This window comes from Streptomyces sp. 8K308, assembly GCF_004348315.1.
Lineage (GTDB): Bacteria > Actinomycetota > Actinomycetes > Streptomycetales > Streptomycetaceae > Streptomyces.
Map to the genome: position 1 here is coordinate 1 of NZ_SMKC01000152.1, position 15,736 is coordinate 15,736.

The 15,736-nt window shown below is 74.6% G+C and carries 10 protein-coding genes; 4 read left to right on the forward strand and 6 right to left on the reverse strand.

Going from position 1 to position 15,736, the window contains the following annotated elements:
* A partial coding sequence (locus tag E1265_RS39405; protein ID WP_347877228.1) for an FAD-dependent monooxygenase occupies positions 1 to 485 on the reverse strand: 485 nt, incomplete at its 3' end.
* An 809-nt stretch (positions 486 to 1,294) separates the two neighbouring features.
* On the opposite strand from E1265_RS39405, the gene E1265_RS20550 reads away from it, so the two are divergent.
* Positions 1,295 to 1,486, forward strand: a complete 192-nt coding sequence (locus E1265_RS20550) for a DUF2795 domain-containing protein (protein WP_132932057.1) — start codon at positions 1,295 to 1,297, stop codon at positions 1,484 to 1,486.
* Positions 1,487 to 1,562: 76 nt separating this feature from the next.
* Here the strand turns inward: E1265_RS20550 and E1265_RS20555 are convergent, their stop codons facing one another.
* The 3 genes from E1265_RS20555 to E1265_RS20565 form a co-directional block, all read right to left on the reverse strand.
* The gene (locus E1265_RS20555; protein WP_132932059.1) at positions 1,563 to 2,939 is read right to left on the reverse strand and encodes an MFS transporter; all 1,377 of its coding nucleotides are present in this window, start codon (positions 2,937 to 2,939) and stop codon (positions 1,563 to 1,565) included.
* A 230-nt stretch (positions 2,940 to 3,169) separates the two neighbouring features.
* Positions 3,170 to 4,345, reverse strand: coding sequence for an alcohol dehydrogenase catalytic domain-containing protein (locus E1265_RS20560; RefSeq protein WP_132932061.1), 1,176 nt, complete (start codon positions 4,343 to 4,345; stop codon positions 3,170 to 3,172).
* Positions 4,346 to 4,391: 46 nt separating this feature from the next.
* A complete protein-coding gene (locus tag E1265_RS20565; RefSeq protein WP_132932062.1) occupies positions 4,392 to 4,778 on the reverse strand; it encodes a DUF2267 domain-containing protein in 387 nt (128 codons plus the stop codon).
* Between the two features lie 155 nt (positions 4,779 to 4,933).
* Between E1265_RS20565 and E1265_RS20570 the strand changes: the two genes are divergently transcribed.
* Positions 4,934 to 5,911: a polysaccharide pyruvyl transferase family protein gene (locus tag E1265_RS20570; RefSeq protein ID WP_243740971.1), complete on the forward strand. Its 978-nt coding sequence runs from the start codon at positions 4,934 to 4,936 to the stop codon at positions 5,909 to 5,911.
* Positions 5,911 to 8,055: a catalase gene (locus E1265_RS20575; protein ID WP_132932064.1), complete on the forward strand. Its 2,145-nt coding sequence runs from the start codon at positions 5,911 to 5,913 to the stop codon at positions 8,053 to 8,055. The genes E1265_RS20570 and E1265_RS20575 overlap by 1 nt, the downstream gene beginning before the upstream one ends.
* 510 nt (positions 8,056 to 8,565) lie before the next feature.
* Here the strand turns inward: E1265_RS20575 and dgoD are convergent.
* On the reverse strand, positions 8,566 to 9,711 hold the full coding sequence (gene dgoD, locus E1265_RS20580) for a galactonate dehydratase (protein WP_132932066.1): 1,146 nt from the start codon (positions 9,709 to 9,711) through the stop codon (positions 8,566 to 8,568).
* Positions 9,712 to 9,729: 18 nt separating this feature from the next.
* A complete protein-coding gene (locus tag E1265_RS20585; RefSeq protein WP_132932068.1) occupies positions 9,730 to 10,503 on the reverse strand; it encodes an SDR family NAD(P)-dependent oxidoreductase in 774 nt (257 codons plus the stop codon).
* A 458-nt stretch (positions 10,504 to 10,961) separates the two neighbouring features.
* On the opposite strand from E1265_RS20585, the gene E1265_RS20590 reads away from it, so the two are divergent.
* Positions 10,962 to 15,736, forward strand: a 4,775-nt coding sequence (locus E1265_RS20590; RefSeq protein WP_132932070.1) for a type I polyketide synthase, incomplete at its 3' end; no start/stop codon positions are given.

Consider the following 15,736-nt stretch of genomic DNA (forward strand, 5'->3'; position numbering starts at 1 on the left):
GGGCCGGGGTGAGCAGGGCGAACTGCGGCAGGCGGCGCCCAGGGCGGGCGGTGGGAACGGAGTCCGTGCCCATGTCGGACGGTTCGGCCGGCGCGTCGTCTCCGGTGCGGACGGCGGCCGAGCGGTAGCTCATGCCGAGCACCAGGCCGAGCTGGGCGAAGTACCGTTCGGGCAGACGCCGCGTCGCCGGATGCGCGCTGAGCGCGGCGCCGCTTCTGCGCCTGGAGCATCAGCTGAGTGTGCTCCACCGCATGGGCGAGCGTGCGCCGGGCGACCGAGAGGCGCTCCGTCTCGTACGTCTCCGGCAGGCCGGGCCCGGCCCAGTCGTGGAGGACGCGGGCCAGCTTCCAGCAGCGGTTGTGCACGTCGGCGATGCCGGCGTTCATGTTGAGGCCGCCGACGACGGGGACCGCGTGCGCGGCGTCGCCGGCGAGCAGGGTCCTTCCGTGGCCGAACCGCTGGGGACGAACGCGTTCATCACCCAGTGCGCGACCGGCAGCACGTCACGTCCACCCACGTCCCCGCGCCGGGGCCGAGGGCGCGTGAGACGAGCTCCCGCCAGTCGGCGTGCTCGGGGTCTTCGGGGGCGGGGCGAACCAGGCCCAGCCGCCCTCGGGATAGAGCGGGAACAGCCCGTGCGCCGTGAAGGAGACCCCGGCCGGCCGCCCGGCGCACCAGGGATCGAGGTCGGCGTCGAAGACGACGGTGGTGAAGCCCCCCAGAGCCCCGGCCCCCGTGGTGGCGAGGCCGAGCAGCCGCCGGACGCGGAGCTCGCGCCGTCGGCGGCGAGTACGTGACGGGCGCGGACACGGGTGCGCGCCCCGCGTTCCCGGTCGTGGAGCAGGCCACGACGCCGTCGGCCTCCTCGGTCAAGTCGGCTCTCGGGCACCGGCCTCTCGACGCCGATCATCGCCGCCGTGGCGAAGTCGTCGTCCCCCAGGGTGTCGCGGAAGCGGACGCGGCCGTACCGGGCGGGGCGAACGCGTTGCCCGCGATCACGTCGGCGAGCCCGAGCTGACGGAAGATCCCCATCGACCGTACGTTGACCAGGCCGGGACCGTGGCAGCGGCGACAACGCCCCGTGCCGCTCGACCAACAGCGTCTCGACGCCCCAGCGTTCCAGGAGGGCCCGGGCGGTGAGGCCGACGGGCCCCGCCGACGATCAACACCGCCGCCTGGGCGTCCGTAAAATCCCTGATGATCACGGTTCAGTCGGGTTGGGGAGCCGGCCGCGGCGGGTACGCGGACGTGGATCGCGAAGAGACAGAAGAGACACGAGTGAGGGGAAGCCATCATGGCCAAGACCAACCCCATCGAGGTACAGCAGGCACTCAAGGGCGCCTCCTACCCCGCGAACAAGAACGCCCTGGTCGACTGCGCCAAGCGGAACCACGCGAACAGCGGCCTCGTCCACCAGCTCGAGGAGCTGCCCGGCAAACAGTTCAACGGGCCCAACGAGGTCGAGAAGGCGATCTTCCGCTCCTGACCGGCACCGCGCCCTGTGGTCCGCCCCGTCGCCGCGGCGACGGGGCGGACCACAGGGCGCGGGCCGTGTGTCGGGCTCAGGCCGCCGGCGCCACCGCGGCGACCGGCGCCGGTGCCGGCGCCACCGCCTCGGTCACCGCCGGGTACCGGACCCGGCGGCCGTGGACCAGCAGCCCGGCGGCCGAGGCGCCGGCGATCAGCAGACCACCGAGCACCAGCGCCGCCCTGGCGCCGGCCAGCTCCATCAGCAGGCCCATCGCGGGCGGCCCGACCAGGCCCCAGCCGGTGCTCAGGCTCCGCCAGACGCCGAGCACCCGGCCCCGCATGTGGGCCGGCGGGTCGGTCTGCAGGACCGTGGTGCCGGCCGTGTCCGAGACGGACTCGACCAGGGCCATCGGGATCACCAGCAGGATCAGCAGCGCCAGCGAGGGCGCGAGGCCGGCGGCGACCTGGAGCAGGGCGCCGATCCCGGCCATCGCCGCGACCAGGCGCACCGAGGGCCGCTGCAGGACACCGGCCACCAGGGCGCCGATGATGCCGCCGACCGCGAGCGCGGTGGAGACGGTGCCGAACGAGCCGGCGCCGGCCGCCAGCGGGCCGGTGACCAGCACCGCGAGCGTCAGCGCGTAGTTCCGGCCGAAGACCGCCGACAGGCCGGTGATGGCGGCCAGCGCCACGAGACGCGGCCGCCGCAGGAAGAACCGCAGGCCCTCCCGGGCGCTCGTGCCCGCGAGCGCCGGGGCCCGACCGGCCGCCTTGGCGGGCTCGGCGGGCGGCGACGGCGGGGGAGCGGCGTCCGGGTCGCGCTCCCGGTCGACCAGCCGCAGGAACGGGATGACGGCGGCGACGAAGGCGAAGGACAGGCCGTTGACCAGGAAGGCCGCCGACGTGCCGAAGAGGACCACGGCGACACCGGCGAGCGCCGTGCCGGCCAGCCGGCCCACGCTGTGCACCGCCGAGCCGAGGGCGATCGCCGACGGGACGTCGCGTGTGTACACCAGGTCATTGCCGAGGAGCGCGCACGCCGGCGCGTCCACCGTGGCGATCACGCCGGTGATCGCCGCGAGCAGCAGCAGCGCCGGCACGTTCAGCAGATCGAAGGCGACCAGGCCCGCGGTGACGACGGCCACCACGCCGAGCGCGGCCTGGCTGACGGCCGCCGTCAGCTTGCGCGGCCAGGCGTCGACGACGGCGCCGCCGAACAGACCCAGCAGTAGGCCGGGGCCGGCCTGCACGGCAAGCGAGAGGCCGGTCACCGCGGCCGATCCGGTGACCTGGAGTACCAGCAGGTTCTGGACGGTCAGCTGCATCCAGGTGCCCGCGTTGGACACCAGGTTGGCCACCGACCACCAGCGCATGCTGGGGTAGCGGAGCGAACGCCACGGGTTGCGGTCCGACCGCGCGCGGTCGGCGGCGGCACGGCGCCGGAGGCGCGCGGGGGCGAGGAGAGACATGCGAGAACCAGGGCCTGACAGCAGGCGGGTGAGGGAAGGCTGGCGGGGCGACGGCGTCCCGCCGATCAGCGCTCACCACCATGACAGACCGGGATCCGGCCGGGAAGACCAAGATCGTCGCCGTCCGGCGCCACCGCCTCGCATCCCTTGTGCCGCAAGGGGAAGGCCCGCCCCGTGCGGTTGCTCACACCGGGCGGGCCCGGCCGGCCGGGCCGTCGGGACCGTCGGGCTCAGGGGTGGAACACGACCTTCGCCGCGTCCTTCCGCTGGAACATCTCGTACGCCTCGGGCGCCCGGTCGAGCGGCAACCGATGGGTGGCGAAGTCGTCGACGCCGAGCGGGTCGTCGTCCGACAGCAGCGGCAGGAGGTCCGGCACCCAGCGCCGCACGTTGGCCTGGCCCATCCGCAGCTGGATCTGCTTGTCGAACAGCTTCAGCATCGGCAGCGGATCGGCCATCCCGCCGTAGACACCGCTCAGCGAGACGGTGCCGCCCCGGCGCACCATGTCGATGGCCAGGTAGAAGGCGGCCAGCCGGTCCACGCCGGCCGTGCCGGCCAGCCTCTCGCCGAGCCGGTCCGGCAGCAGGGCCGTCAGGTTCTGCAGCATCCTGCTGGGCGTGGAGCCGTGCGCCTCCATGCCCACCGCGTCGATCACGGCGTCGGGACCGCGCCCGCCGGTGCGGTCACGGACGGCGCCGACGATGTCGTCGTACGCGGTCAGGTCCAGGGCCTCGACGCCGCGCGCCCTGGCCCTGGCCAGCCGCTCGGTCACCAGGTCGACGCCGATCACGTGCCCGACGCCCCGGTGGGCCGCGATCCGGCAGCACATGTCGCCGATCGGACCGAGGCCCAGCACGACCAGGCTGCCGCCCGCCGGCACGTCCGCGTACTCCACGGCCTGCCAGGCGGTGGGCAGCACGTCCGACAGGTAGAGATACCTGTCGTCCGGCACCTCGGGAGGCACCGGGATCGGCCCGTAGTGCGCCTGAGGCACCCGCAGGTACTCGGCCTGCGCGCCGGGCACCGAGCCGTAGAGGCTCGTGTAGCCGAAGAGCGCGGCGCCCGAGCCCCGGCTGGCGACCTGGGTCGTCTCGCACTGCGTCTGGAGCCCCTGCCGGCACATGAGGCACGCGCCGCAGGAGATCTGGAACGGCACCACCACCCGGTCGCCCGGGCGCGGCGACGCCACCTCGGGCCCGGTCTCCTCGACCACGCCCATCGGCTCGTGCCCCAGCACGTCGCCGGGGGTCATGAACGGCGCCAGTACCTCGTACAGGTGCAGGTCGGAGCCGCACAGGCCGGACGAGGTGATCCTGATCACCGCGTCCGTCGGCTCCCTGATCACCGGGTCGGGGACCTCCTCCACCCGGACGTCGCGCCTGCCTTGCCACACCGCCGCCTTCATCGAGCACACCTCTCGTCGTCGGTGCCCCGCTCGCGGGCCCGGGGTGTCATGTCAGCTCCGAGTAGCCGAACAGCTCGGCGTAGCCGGACGGCAGCTGGCTCAGCAGCTTGTTCATCTCGCCGCCGCTCACCTGGTCCGAGATCGCCGAGAAGACCACCCTGGTGTCGGTCTCCGCGGTCTCCTCGTCCTCGTCGGCGGCCTCGGCGACATGGGCCACGAACTCCTCGACGCCCCAGCTCCGCCCCGAGCCGTCGGCCGCGTTCTCCAGGATCAACGCGAGCTCGGCCGGCAGCTGGTCGCCCAGGTGTGCGGACGACTGCGGGGGAAGACGCTCGCCGAGGGTGCTGAGGACCGCGTCCACCACCCGTTCCGCCTCGTCGTTCGGGTACTCACCGCGGTCGCGTACGGTCGCGACGAACTCTCCATAGGACACGACGTGCCTCCCTTCCGTGCTGCTTGGCACCGCACGTCGTCGACGTGCCTCTTGCCGGGCCTTCACGACCCGGCCGCACGAGTACCACGCGACCGGCACCTGACACGGCCCGGGCGCGGGCGTTTGGTGCCCGTGGGCGGGGGGACCCGGCGGCGGTGACGGGTGACGACGGGCGGACGCTGCTGACGGGCTGGTTCAGCTTCGTCGACGGAGAGGCCACGGCCGGCGACGTGCTGGCGCTGGAACGGGTGCGCGCGCTGTTCGCCGCCCGTGGCGTCCCCCACGACGTGGCGTGGAGCCCGCGCTTCGAACCGCGCGGCCCCACGCTCACCGAGGTCGACCCGACCGACTACGACCGGCTGGTCTTCGTCTGCGGCCCGCTGCACGGCCCCGACATCGCCGAGCTGCACCGCCGCTTCGCGCACTGCCTGCGGGTCGCCGTCGGCACCTCGGTCATCGACCCGGCCGACCCCGCCGCCGCCGGCTTCCACGCCGTGCTCGCCAGGGACGGCGCCGGCCTCGCGCCCGCCCTCGACCTGGCGTTGCGGGCGCCCAGGGTGCGGCGGGAGCCGGTGGTGGGCCTGCTCCTCACCGAGGGCCAGCACGAGTACCGCGGCCGCCGCCGTCACGCGGAGGTCGCGCGGACCGTGACCGGCTGGCTGGCCGAGAGCCGGGTCGCGCCCGTGGTGCTCGAGACCCGGCTCGACGCGGCGGACGGCCGGCTCTGCCGCAGCCCCGGCCAGCTGCTCTCCGCCCTGGAACGGCTCGACGCCGTCGTCACCGACCGGCTGCACGGCCTGGTGCTGGGCCTGCGCGTCGGCGTCCCGCCGATCGCCGTCGACCCGGTGGCGGGCGGCGCCAAGGTCACGGCGCAGGCCAGGGCGTGCGACTGGCCGGCGCTGCTGCCGGCGGAGCGACTCGACCGGCCCGCGCTCGACCACTGGCTGGCCTGGTCGCTCGGCCCCGGCCGGCGCGAGGCGCTGCGGCGCCGCGTGCTGCTCGCCACGGCCCGCGATCCCGCGAACGCCCTGGCCGATTTGTGGCACTCATCCCGAGATAGGAGGGTAGACCCGGATGGTCGTGGGTACCGGACGGCCGCCACGCACGGAAGACCGACCGTCCAGGAGGGCTGATGCCACACCGCGCCGACGACGCCGTGCCGGGGAAGCAGGACCAACTCGAGCCGCTGCGCGACCGCGGCGAGGACGGCCCGCTGACCACCAACTTCGGCACCCGGGTGGACGACACCGACAACTCGCTCCGGCCGGGCGACCGCGGCCCGACGCTGCTCGAGGACTTCCACTTCAGGGAGAAGATCACCCACTTCGACCACGAGCGCATCCCCGAGCGGGTGGTGCACGCCAGGGGCGCCGGCGCCTACGGCCACTTCCGTCCCTACGCGTCGCTGGCCGAGTACACCAGGGCCGACTTCCTCCAGGACCCGAACCGCAGCACCCCGGTCTTCGTCCGCTTCTCCACCGTCGCCGGCTCCCGCGGCTCCGCGGACACCGTGCGCGACGTGCGGGGATTCGCCACCAAGTTCTACACCCGCGAGGGCAACTACGACCTGGTGGGCAACAACTTCCCGGTGTTCTTCATCCAGGACGCCATCAAGTTCCCCGACTTCGTGCACGCGGTGAAGCCCGAGCCGCACAACGAGATCCCCCAGGCCCAGTCGGCGCACGATACCTTCTGGGACTTCGTCTCGCTGCAACCCGAGTCCACCCACATGCTGATGTGGCTGATGTCCGACCGGGCACTGCCCCGCAGCTACCGGATGATGCAGGGCTTCGGCGTGCACACCTTCCGGTTCGTCAACGCCGAGGGGCGCGGCACCTTCGTCAAGTTCCACTGGAAGCCGCTGCTCGGCACCCACTGCCTGGTCTGGGACGAGTGTCAGAAACTCGCCGGCCAGGACCCGGACTTCAGCCGCCGCGACCTGTGGGACGCCATCGAGCGCGGCGACTTCCCCGAATACGAGCTCGGCGTCCAACTCGTCACCGAGAACGACGAGTTCGCCTTCGACTTCGACCTGCTCGACGCCACCAAGATCATCCCCGAGGAGATCGTCCCGGTCCGGCCCGTCGGTCGCATGGTGCTCGACCGCAACCCCGACAACTTCTTCGCCGAGACCGAGCAGGTCGCCTTCCACACCGCGCACGTCGTGCCCGGCATCGACTTCACCAACGACCCGCTGCTGCAGGGCCGCAACTTCTCCTACCTGGACACCCAGCTGATCCGGCTCGGCGGCCCCAACTTCGAGCAACTGCCGGTGAACCGCCCCGTCGCCACCGTCCGCAACAACCAGCGCGACGGCTACGGCCAGCACCGCATCCACCCCGATCACACCAGCTACGCGCCCAACTCGATCAACGGCGGCTGCCCCGTGCTCGCCTCCCCGGACGCCGGCGCCTACGTCCACTACCAGGAGCGCGTCGACGGCGCCAAGATCCGCAGGCGAAGCCCCAGCTTCTCCGACCACTACAGCCAGGCCACCCTCTTCTGGAACTCGATGGCCGACTGGGAGAAGCAACACATCGTCGCCGCCTACCGGTTCGAGCTCGGCAAGGTGACCAGGCGTGAGATCAGGGAACGCGTCGTGGAGCAGCTCAACCACGTCGACAACGACCTCGCGCGCCGTGTCGCCGAAGGCCTCGGCCTGCCGGCGCCCGACCAGGCCGCCATCCCCAACCACGGCCGCTCGTCCCCGGCGCTCTCCCTGGCCAACCCCGCCGCCGGCGTGGCGGAGGCCGCCGGGGACGACGCGTCCATCGCCACCCGCAGGGTCGCCATCCTGGCCGCCGACGGCGTGGCCAGGAGCGACGTGCTCGCCCTGCGCGAGGCGATGGCGCGTGGCGGTGCGGTGCCGGAGGTGCTCGCGCCACACGCCGGCGAACTGCGCACCACGGACGGCGGCACCGTCACGGTGGACCACGCGCTGTCCACCATGGCCTCGACGATGTACGACGCGGTCTGCGTGCCGGGCGGCCCGGACAGCGTGCGCACCCTGGCCGGCGACGGCCTCGCCCTGCACTACGTGGCCGAGGCGTTCAAACACGGCAAGGGCATCGCGGCGGTCGGCAGCGGGGTCAGCCTCCTCGGCGCCCTTGACCTGCCTGGCCTGCGGCTGGCCGCCGACGGCGACGGCGTCGTCGACGACCACGGCGTGGTCACCGCCACGGACGGCGCCGACCTCGACGCCGTGACCGCCACCCTGGCCGACACCATCGCCGAACACCGCACCTGGACCCGCGACCAGGACGCGACACCGGCGTAACCGCCCTGGCGGGCTGAGGGCCCTCGAAGGGGGCGCGGGTCGTGACAACGCCCGGTTCCGGAGCGGCGCCGTGGGGTTCCCGCCTCGATGGCGCCCAGCCGGGTCCGGCGCGGCGCCGCACGCCGCGGCAGGCGGCGGAGAGGCCGCGCCGCTCTTACGGGGGCGCCGCGGCTGGGTCTCCGACCCCGATGGCGCCCGGGCGCGCGGCGGCTTTTGTCGGGTCCGTCGCCGGTACGGGCGCGGCGGCGGGCCGGCTTTCGCCGGAAGGCGTAGGTGCGGGTGCGGGTGCGGGTGCGGGTCGCCCGAGCCCGGCTTCGCCTGCCCGGGCGGCCGGGAGCCGAGCCCTGAGGCGGGCCTCCTGCCGTACCCGGCATCACCGGTGCCCCTTCGGGGCCCTCCGCAGGTGCGGCCCGTCCGCCGCCTGCGGCGGCGTGCGCCGCAGGAACCGGCGCCCCTTCGAGGGCCCTCAGCCCGCCAGGGCGCCACGGCGGCCCGGCCCGCCAGGGCGATTCACCACTCCGCGAACGAGCCGTCCTGGTGGCGCCAGATCGGGCTGTGCCAGGGCTGCTGGGAGTCGTCCGCCGCGCGGACGGCGGGTTCGTCGACCTCGATGCCGAGGCCGGGCGCGGTGGGGCGGTTGAAGTGGCCGTCGTGGAAGCGGAAGACCTCCCGGTCCACGACGTAGTCGAGCACCTCGGCGCCCGTGTTGTAGTGGATGCCGATGCTCTGCTCCTGGATCAGGAAGTTCGGCGTGGCGAACGCGATCTGCAGGCTGGCGGCCAGCGAGACCGGGCCCAGCGGGCAGTGCGGGGCGATCGGGATGTCGAAGGTCTCGGCGAGGGCGGCGATGCGCCGGACCTCGGAGATGCCGCCGGCGTGTGAGAGGTCGGGCTGGAGGACCGCGACCCCGGCCTGGACGGCCGGCAGCGCGTCGGTGCGCGAGTAGAGCCGCTCGCCGGTGGCGATCGGCACCGGGGACGCGGCGACCAGGTCGCCGAGCAGGTGGGTGTACTCCGGCAGCACCGGCTCCTCGGCGAACAGCGGGTTGGTGTGGGCGAGCCGCGGCAGCACCTTGCGGGCGTTGGCCGCGGTGAACCTGCCGTGGAAGTCGACGGCGAAGTCCCGGTCGGGGCCGAGCGCCTCGCGCGCCGCCTCGGCGCGCCCCACGATCCGCTCCAGGTCGGCGACGGTGGCGAGCCGGTTCATCCGCCCGCTGGCGTTCATCTTGACGGCGGTGAACCCGGCCTCGATCTGGGCCGCCACCGCGTCCGCGATCTCGGCCGGCTCGTCGCCGCCGACCCAGCTGTAGGCCCGCACCCGGTCCCTGACCGGGCCGCCGAGCAGCACGTGCACCGGCACGCCGAGCGTCTTGCCCGCGATGTCCCACAGCGCCTGGTCGAGGCCGGCGACCGCGCTGGAGAGGACCGGGCCGCCGCGGTAGAAGGAGCCCTTGGTCATCAGCTGCCAGTGGTCCTCGATGCGGGACGGGTCCTTGCCGACGAGGAGTTCGGCGAGTTCGTGCACGGCGGCGCGCACCGTCGCGGCACGCCCCTCGACGATCGGCTCGCCCCAGCCGACGACGCCGTCGTCGGTCTCGACACGGCACAGCAGCCAGCGGGGCGGGACGGCGAAGGTCTCGACGCGGGTGATCTTCAAGGTGTTACTCCGGTGGTCCTAGGAACTGTTCTTCAGCACGCTCCAGCCGCCGTCCACCGCCAGCGAGGCGCCGGTGACGAACGAGGCGTCGTCCGAGAGGAGGAAGGCGACGGCGGCCGCCACCTCCTCGGGCCGGCCGAGACGGCGGGCGGCGGTCTCCGCCGCGGTGGCGCGCCGTTCCTCCTCGCCGATGTATCCCCAGGCCGGGGTGAGGACGGGGCCGGGCAGCAGCGCGTTGACCCGGACCTCGGGGCCGTACTCGACGGCGAGTTGTCGGGCGAGGCCGGTGAGGCCGGCCTTGCCCGCGGCGTAGGCGGGACGACCGGGCAGGCCGAACCAGGCGTGCACGGAGGAGACCAGCACGGCCGCCCCGCCGGTGCGGCGCAGCCCCGGCAGGCAGGCGCGGAAGCCGAGGAAGGCGCCGGTGAGGTTGACCGACAGCTGCCGATTCCAGTCGGCGAGATCGGTGGCGTCGGCGGCGGCGATGGTGGCCGTGGCCGCGTTGCTGACCAGACCGGAGACCGGGCCGAACCGCTGTTCCGCGGCCCGCGCCGCCGCCCGCCAGGACGCCTCGTCGGAGACGTCGCAGCGCTGGTAGGCGGCCCGGCCGCCGGCCTCGGCGATCGACTCGACCAGTGCCTCGCCACCCTCCCGCGCCACGTCGGCGACGAGCACCCCGGCGCCCTCGGCGGCGAGCCGCCGCGCGGTGGCCGCACCGATCCCGGAGGCGGCCCCGGTCACCAGGACACAGCGGCCGGCGAACCGGCCCGCGTGGGGTGGGGGAGTGGGCACGTCGTCCTCCAGACCTGTCTCGAGCTGGCGACATTAAATAATTATTTATTGGGGGCTGCCAAGCCTTCGGGTGCGGAGTTCGAAAACCGGCGCGCGCCCCCAAGGGGGGCGCGCGCGCCCGTGGCGAGCGCCGCTGGGTGCGTTCTGCGCCGTGGGAGTGCCGCGCGCGGGCTTGTGAGATGGCCCACAACGACGCGGGATGGGTGATCCGCGTAGATTGCGTGGCCATGACAGCGCTGTGTCATCGGCGTTGTCTCAGAGTGAAGGGGCCGAGAAGCGCGAGCTGGCGAGGTGCGGCTCGTCGGCGGGCCCTCCCGCCCCCTGATCGATGCTCACGCAGCGTCACCCTCACCCCTTGGCGGGCGGTTGACTGGCGGAAACAGGCTGCGTGTAATGCGGACGTCTGCTTGTCTCATGATCGTGAGTCGGGAGAGTCCATGCGGATGCCGGAGCCCGGCATGTCCCCCCATTCCCCGCACCAGTCCCCGCAGTCAAGTCTCGTCGTCGTGATCAACCCCCTGCACCGCCCCTCCCCGCGGTTCACCGTCGCCGCCGCGCGAGCCGGGGCGCTCGGCGTGCTCGAACTGCCCGACGGCGACCCGCGCGGCGCCGTCGAAGCGCTGGGCCGCACCGTCAGCTGGTCGAGCGCGCCCTTCGGCGTCCGGGTGCGGACCGGATGTCCCGTCGGCACCGCCGCGCTGCCCGGCGCCGCCACCACCGTGCTGCTCGCCGACCCCGGGCGCGCCCCGGCCGAGTTCGCCGGGCGCCGGGTGCTGGTCGAGGTCACGGAGCCCGACGCGGCCCGCGCCGCGGCCGCCGCCGGCGCCGACGGGCTGATCGTCCGGGGCTCCGAGTGCGGCGGCCGGGCCGGCGAGTTGAGCACCTTCGTGCTGCTCCAGCGGGTGCTCGCCGACCTCGGCGACACCCTGCCCGTGTGGGCCGCCGGCGGCATCGGGCCGTACACGGCCGCCGCCGCCGTCGTCGGCGGGGCCACCGGCGTCGTGCTCGACACCCAGCTCGCCCTGCTCAATGAGGCCGCCCTGCCGCTGGAGATCGCCGAGACCCTGGCCGCGCTCGACGGCACCGAGACCGTCCGCCGCCACGGCATCCGGGTGCTTCGGCGGCGCGGCCCCGGCGTGCCGGAACCGCCGGACGACCCGGCCGAGTTCGCCGCCCGCGTCGGCGCCGATCCGCGCACCGGGCTGCTGCCCGTCGGCCAGGACGCGCCGCTGGCCGCCGCCTTCGCCCGCCGCTGGTCCACCGTCGCCCAGGCCGTTCGCGGCATACGCCGCGCCGTCGCCGACGCCGTCCGCGACGATCGGCCGGCCACCGCGCTCGGCGCCGACGCGCCGGCCGCCCGGGTCCTCGGCACCCGCCGCCCCGTCGTGCAGGGGCCCATGACCCGGGTCAGCGACCAGCCCGAGTTCGCCGCCGAGGTCGCCGCCCACGGCGGCCTGCCGTTCCTCGCCCTGGCCCTCTCGGACGCCGAGCGGACCCGCGACATGCTGGAGCGCGCCAGCGCCGCCCTCGGCGACGCGCCCTGGGGCGTGGGTATCCTCGGCTTCGCCGACGAGGCCGTCAGGACCGCCCAACTCGACGTCGTCCGCCGGGTGCGCCCCACCCACGCCATCGTCGCCGGCGGTCGCCCGGCCCAGGCCGCCGCCCTGGAGGCAGAGGGCATCGCCACCTTCCTGCACGTGCCGTCGCCCGGGCTGCTGCGGCAGTTCCTCGCCGCCGGCGCCCGCAGGTTCGTCTTCGAGGGCGCCGAGTGCGGTGGCCACGTCGGGCCGCGCAACAGCTTCCCGCTGTGGGAGGCCCAGCTCGACGTGCTGCTCGACCACCTCGCCGCCGGACACGAAGGCCCCGAGCTCGCCGTGCTCTTCGCCGGCGGTGTGCACGACGAGCGGTCGGCCGCCATGATCGCCGCCCTCGCCGCCCCGCTCACCCGCGCCGGCGTCGCCACCGGCGTGCTCATGGGCACCGCCTACCTGTTCACCGAGGAGGCCGTCGCCGTCGGCGCCATCAAGCCGCTGTTCCAGCGCCAGGTCGTCGCCGCCGACGGCACCGACCTGCTGGAGACCGCGCCGGGACACGCCACCCGCTGCGCCCGCAGCGCCTTCGGCGCCGACTTCGAACGGCTGCGCACCGAGCTGCGCGCCGCGGGCGTCCCCGAGCGCGAGAGCTGGGAGCGCCTCGAACGGTTCAACGTCGGCCGGCTCCGGCTCGCCAGCAAGGGCGTCGAGCGCGTCGGCGACGAGCTGCGTGCCGTCGACGAGCGCCGCCAGGCCGCCGAGGGCATGTTCATGGCCGGCGAGGCGGTGGCGCTGCGGGACCGGGTCACCACCCTGGCCGACCTCCACGAGTCCGTCGCCGAGGGCGGGGAGCGCTGGCTGCGCGCCCGCGCCGCTGAGCTGCGCGACCGGCTCGGGCTGCGCGTGCCGGAGCGGGCCGAGCGTGACGCGCCCGAGCCGCTGCGCGTGGCCGTCGTCGGCATGGCCGGGATGTTCCCCGGCGCCGAGGACCTGTCCGCGTTCTGGGCCAACGTCCTGGCCGGCCGGGACTGCGTCACCGAGGTCCCAGCCGACCGCTGGGACCCCGAGCTCTACTACGACCCGGCGGGCGACGGCGAGCGCACCCCGTCCAAGTGGGGCGGCTTCCTGCCCCCCATCCCCTTCGACCCGCTGCGCTACGGCATCCCGCCCGCCTCGCTCGCCAGCATCGAGCCCGTCCAACTCCTGGCCCTCGAGGCCGCGAGACGAGCCCTGGCCGACGCCGGCTACGCGAGTCCCGAGGCCGACCACCGCCGCACCTCGGTGATCTTCGGCACCGAGGCGGGCAGCGACCTGTCCAACGCCAGCGCGCTGCGCAGCGTGCTGCCCGGCTACCTCGGCACCGTCCCGGCCGCGCTCGACGAGCAACTGCCCCGGCTCACCGAGGACTCCTTCCCCGGGATGCTCGCCAACGTCATCGCCGGCCGGATCGCCAACCGGCTCAACCTCGGCGGCGCCAACTACACGGTGGACGCCGCCTGCGCCTCCTCGCTCTCCGCCGTCGACGCCGCCTGCAAGGAACTGGTCACCGGCACCAGCGACCTGGTGCTCTGCGGCGGCGCCGACCTGCACAACGGCATCAACGACTACCTGCTCTTCTCCTCCGTGCACGCGCTCTCGCCCAGCGGCCGCTCGGCCACCTTCGACCAGGCCGCGGACGGCATCGCGCTCGGCGAGGGCGTGGCCTGCGTGGTGCTCAAGCGGCTCGCCGACGCCGAGCGGGACGGCGACCGGATCTACGCCGTCATCGACGGCGTCGGCAGCGCCAGCGACGGCCGCGCCCTCGGCCTCACCGCCCCCCGCCCCGAGGGCCAGCGCGCCGCGCTCACCCGCGCCTACGCCAACGCCCGCGTCTCGCCGGCCGATGTCGGCCTGATCGAGGCCCACGGCACCGGCACCGTGGTCGGCGACCGCACCGAACTCGCCACCCTCACCCAGGTGTTCGAAGAGGCCGGGGCCGCGCCCGGCGGCTGCGTCATCGGCTCGGTCAAGTCCCAGATCGGGCACACCAAGTGCGCCGCGGGCCTCGCCGGCCTGATCAAGGCCACCCTCGCCCTCCACCACGGCGTCCGGCCGCCGACCCTGCACCTCAGCCGGCCCAACGAGGCGTGGTCCGCGGCGAGTAGCCCGTTCGCCTTCCTCACCGAGGCACGCCCCTGGGCCGCCGAACCCGACGAACGGATCGCCGGCGTCAGCGCCTTCGGCTTCGGCGGCACCAACTTCCACGTCGTGCTCCGCGCCCACCGACAGCCGCCCGCCGCGCACGCGTTCGACGAATGGCCGGCCGAGCTGCTGCTCTTCCGCGGCCGGGACGTCGCCGCGGCCCGCACCGCGGCAGCCTCGCTGCTCACCCTGGTGGAGCGCGGCGGACCCTGGCGGCTGCGCGACTACGCGCGTCATGCCGCGCGCCGCGCCGACCTGGCCGCGGCCCGCGGCGAACCCGTCCGCCTCGCCCTCGTCGTGGACCGCCTCGACGCCCTCCCCGCCCTGCTACGCCGCGCCAGGGGCGGCGAGTCCGCGCCGGCCGACGGCATCCACACCGCCGCGCCCGACGCGGGCGAACCCGGGCGGCTCGCCTTCCTCTTCCCCGGCCAGGGCAGCCAACACCCGGGCATGCTCGCCGAGTTGCTGGTCGCCTTCCCCGAGCTCCACCGGCACCTCCACAACGGCGCCCGCTGGGCCGACCGGATCTACCCGCCCGCCGCCTTCGACGAGGCGACCCAGCGACTGTTCCAGGACCGGATCACCGACACCGCCGTCGCCCAACCCGCGTTGGGGCTCGTCGAGTTGGCGGCGGCCGAACTGTTGGCCCAGCTCGGTGTGCGGCCCGACATGGCCGCCGGCCACAGCTACGGCGAACTGGTCGCGCTCGGCGTCGCCGGCGCCCTCAGCCCCGCCGACGTGCTGACCGCGAGCCAGGCCAGGGCCGAGGCCATCCTCGCCGAGGTCAGCACCGGCGACCCGGGCGGCATGGCCGCCATCGCCGCCACCCCGGCCCAGATCGAGGAGGTGCTGCGCGGCTCGACCGCGGCCGAGCGGATCGTCGTCGCCAACCACAACGCGCCACGCCAGACCGTGATCTCGGGCCCCACCGCGCCGCTGGCCGAGGCCATGGCGGCGCTGCGCGGCGCCGGCTTCGCCCCCAAGCCCCTCAGGGTGGCCTGCGCCTTCCACAGCCCCCAGATCGCCGGCGCCGGAGCCGTCTTCGCCGAGCGCCTCTCCCGACTCGCCGTCGGCGCACCCGTGTTCGAGGTCTGGGCCAACCGCACCGCCACGCCCTACCCCAAGGACCCGGACGCCGTCATCGCCGGGCTCGCCGAGCAGATCGGCGCCCCGGTCCGCTTCACCGAGCAGATCGAGGCCATGTACGCCGCCGGGGCACGGGTCTTCGTCGAGGTCGGCCCCGGCCGGGTGCTCAGCCGCCTGGTCGACGCCATCCTCGAGGACCGCCCGCACACCACCGTCACCCTCGACGACCACCGCCGCCCCGGCCTGCCGGGGTTGCTCACCGCGCTCGCCCAACTCGCCGTCGCCGGCGCCGACGTGCGCGCCGGGCGGCTCCTGACCGGCCGTGACGCCGTCGACCCCGAGACCGCCGCCACCCCCACACCCGCCGGCTGGACCGTCGACGGCCAACTCGTCCGCCGCGCCGACGGCACCCCCCTCCCCGGAGCACTCCAACC

What these genes read in the sequence shown, in the direction of transcription:
- E1265_RS20575 (WP_132932064.1), top strand. Translation starts at nt 5,911, where the DNA reads ATGCCACACCGCGCCGACGACGCCGTGCCGGGGAAGCAGGACCAACTC.
- E1265_RS20555 (WP_132932059.1), bottom strand. Translation starts at nt 2,939, where the DNA reads ATGTCTCTCCTCGCCCCCGCGCGCCTCCGGCGCCGTGCCGCCGCCGAC.
- E1265_RS20550 (WP_132932057.1), top strand. Translation starts at nt 1,295, where the DNA reads ATGGCCAAGACCAACCCCATCGAGGTACAGCAGGCACTCAAGGGCGCC.
- E1265_RS20560 (WP_132932061.1), bottom strand. Translation starts at nt 4,345, where the DNA reads ATGAAGGCGGCGGTGTGGCAAGGCAGGCGCGACGTCCGGGTGGAGGAG.